The organism is Protofrankia sp. CiP1_Cm_nod1, from assembly GCF_920888515.1.
Lineage (GTDB): Bacteria > Actinomycetota > Actinomycetes > Frankiales > Frankiaceae > Protofrankia.
In genome coordinates this window covers 1-2,761 of the sequence record NZ_CAKKTM010000438.1, presented here as the reverse complement: position 1 = coordinate 2,761, position 2,761 = coordinate 1, and the positions used below count along the sequence as shown (strand labels likewise).

General features: G+C 70.0%; 5 protein-coding genes. All 5 read left to right on the top strand.

Going from position 1 to position 2,761, the window contains the following annotated elements; genetic code table 11:
- On the top strand, positions 1 to 306 hold a 306-nt coding region (gene rplW, locus NBX02_RS19865; protein WP_445548543.1), incomplete at its 5' end, for a 50S ribosomal protein L23.
- A gap of 84 nt (positions 307 to 390) precedes the next feature.
- Positions 391 to 1,224, top strand: coding sequence for a 50S ribosomal protein L2 (rplB, locus tag NBX02_RS19860; protein WP_250282091.1), 834 nt, complete (start codon positions 391 to 393; stop codon positions 1,222 to 1,224).
- Positions 1,225 to 1,297: 73 nt separating this feature from the next.
- Complete coding sequence (rpsS, locus tag NBX02_RS19855) at positions 1,298 to 1,579, top strand: 30S ribosomal protein S19 (RefSeq protein WP_239310550.1); 282 nt, start codon at positions 1,298 to 1,300, stop codon at positions 1,577 to 1,579.
- Positions 1,572 to 1,994, top strand: coding sequence for a 50S ribosomal protein L22 (gene rplV / locus NBX02_RS19850; RefSeq protein ID WP_250282092.1), 423 nt, complete (start codon positions 1,572 to 1,574; stop codon positions 1,992 to 1,994). Before rpsS ends, rplV begins: the two co-directional genes overlap by 8 nt.
- A partial coding sequence (gene rpsC, locus NBX02_RS19845; RefSeq protein WP_250282093.1) for a 30S ribosomal protein S3 occupies positions 1,994 to 2,761 on the top strand: 768 nt, incomplete at its 3' end. The genes rplV and rpsC, both read left to right, overlap by 1 nt.

Here is a 2,761-nt window from a genome sequence, read left to right as displayed (position 1 = left end):
GGAGACCAAGTGAGTGCCGACCCGCGTGACGTGATCATCAAGCCGGTCGTCTCCGAGAAGAGCTACGGCCTGCTGGACGAGAACGTCTACACCTTCATCGTCCGCCCGGACGCGAACAAGACCGAGATCAAGATCGCGGTCCAGCGGATATTCAACGTCCGGGTCCTCAGCGTCAACACCAGCAACCGGGTGGGCAAGCGCAAGCGCACCCGCACCGGCTGGGGGCAGCGCAAGTCCACCAAGCGGGCCATGGTCGCGCTGGCGCCGGGGGACTCCATCGAGATCTTCGGGGGTCCCGGTGCGTGACATGCAGACCGACGAGTACGCAGCCGTCCGCGGCCAGGGCCTCACCGGGCCTGGCCCGCGGGGACGAGGACACGGTGGGTGACGATGGGGATTCGTAGGTACAAGCCGACGACGCCGGGGCGCCGCGGTGCGAGCGTGTCCGACTTCGTCGAGATCACTCGTGACCACCCGGAGAAGTCGCTGGTCCGCCCGCTGCACTCCAAGGGCGGCCGCAACGTCCACGGGCGCATTACCACCCGGCACCAGGGCGGTGGCCACAAGCGCGCCTACCGTCTGATCGACTTCCGGCGGGACAAGGACGGCGTGCCGGCCAAGGTCGCCCACATCGAGTACGACCCGAACCGCACCGCCCGGATCGCCCTGCTGCACTATGCCGACGGGGAGAAGCGCTACATCCTCGCCCCGGTGAAGCTCCGGCAGGGTGACGTGGTCGCCTCGGGCCCGACCGCCGACATCAAGCCCGGCAACGCCCTCCCGCTGCGCAACATCCCCACCGGCACCGTGGTGCACGCCATCGAGCTGCGTCCCGGTGGCGGCGCGAAGATCGCGCGCAGTGCGGGGGCGAGCGTCCAGCTGGTCGCCAAGGACGGTCCCTTCGCCCAGCTGCGGATGCCGTCCGGGGAGATCCGCAACGTCGACGTCCGCTGCCGGGCCACGGTCGGGGAGGTCGGCAACGCCGAGCAGAGCAACATCAACTGGGGCAAGGCCGGCCGGATGCGCTGGAAGGGCCGTCGCCCCACCGTCCGCGGCGTGGCGATGAACCCGGTCGACCACCCGCACGGTGGTGGTGAGGGCAAGACCTCCGGTGGCCGCCACCCGGTGAACCCGAAGGGCCGTCCGGAGGGGCGCACCCGCAGGACCCGAAAGGCGAGCGACGCGCTGATCGTCCGTCGTCGGAAGCAGAACAGGCGGCGGTGATCACGATGGCGCACACCCGGCGGCACCCAACGTCCGACCACCGATTCTGAGCGGGAAGGAGGAGACACACGCCATGCCACGCAGTCTGAAGAAGGGCCCGTTCGTCGACGACCACCTGCTCAAGAAGGTGGACGTGCAGAACGCCAAGGGCACGAAGAACGTCATCAAGACCTGGTCGCGACGTTCGACGGTGATCCCGGACATGCTCGGTCACACGATCGCCGTGCACGACGGTCGCAAGCACGTCCCGGTGTTCATCACCGAGGGAATGGTCGGCCACAAGCTCGGCGAGTTCGCGCCGACGCGGACCTTCCGTGGCCATGTCAAGGAGGACCGGAGGTCACGCCGTGGCTGACGCTCTTGTCGACGGGGTGACCCGTTCCGGGCTGGCGGGCGCCCGCGCGTCGGCCCGTTACGTCCGGGTGTCGCCGACGAAGGCCCGTCGGGTCATCGACCTGGTGCGTGGCCGCTCGGCCCGCGAAGCCCTCGACATCCTCCGGTTCGCCCCGCAGGCGGCCAGCGAGGACGTCTACAAGGTGGTCGCGAGCGCGGTGGCCAACGCCGAGCACAACCACGGCCTCGACCCGGCCACGCTCTGGGTCGGTGAGGCCTTCGTCGACGAGGGCCCGACCCTCAAGCGTATCCGGCCGCGGGCCCAGGGCCGTGCCTACCGGATCCGCAAGCGGACCAGCCACATCACGGTTGTCGTGGAGAGCCGGCCGCCGGTCGCGGGAACCCGCGGCGCGAAGAGCACAGGGAGGACCCGGTAGTGGGTCAGAAAGTCAACCCGCACGGGTTCCGGCTGGGTATCACTTCGGAGTTCACCTCCCGCTGGTACGCCGACAAGCAGTACAAGGCGTATGTCGGCGAGGACGTGAAGATCCGGAAGATGATGTCCCGGGGCATGGAGCGCGCGGGTATCAGCCGGGTCGACATCGAGCGCACCCAGGGCCGGCTGCGGGTGGACATCCACACCGCCCGTCCGGGGATCGTCATCGGACGCCGTGGCGCCGAGGCCGACCGCATCCGTGGTGACCTGGAGAAGCTGACCGGCAAGCAGGTCCAGCTCAACATCCTCGAGGTGAAGAACCCCGAGGTGGACGCCCAGCTCGTCGCGCAGGGCGTGGCCGAGCAGCTCTCCAGCCGGGTCAGTTTCCGGCGGGCGATGCGCAAGGCCATGCAGTCGGCGATGAAGGGCGGCGCCAAGGGCATCCGGGTGCAGTGCTCGGGACGCCTCGGCGGCGCCGAGATGAGCCGCTCGGAGTTCTACCGTGAGGGCCGGGTGCCGCTGCACACGCTGCGCGCCAACATCGACTACGGGTTCTACGAGGCCCGGACCACCTTCGGGCGCATCGGCGTGAAGGTCTGGATCTACAAGGGTGACGTCGTGCAGAGCCGGGCGGAGCGGGAGGCCCAGGAGGCGCTGCAGCGGCAGCACCGCCGGGAGCGTCCGCGCCGCGGGCCGCGGTCGGGCTCGTCCGGTACCACCACCGGTGGCACCGACGCCGGCCGGGCGGCGGCCCGCCAGGGCGAGCGC

Bases quoted from the DNA above. Each gene is read 5' to 3' on its own strand.
- rplB (WP_250282091.1), top strand. From the start codon at position 391: ATGGGGATTCGTAGGTACAAGCCGACGACGCCGGGGCGCCGCGGTGCG.
- rpsS (WP_239310550.1), top strand. From the start codon at position 1,298: ATGCCACGCAGTCTGAAGAAGGGCCCGTTCGTCGACGACCACCTGCTC.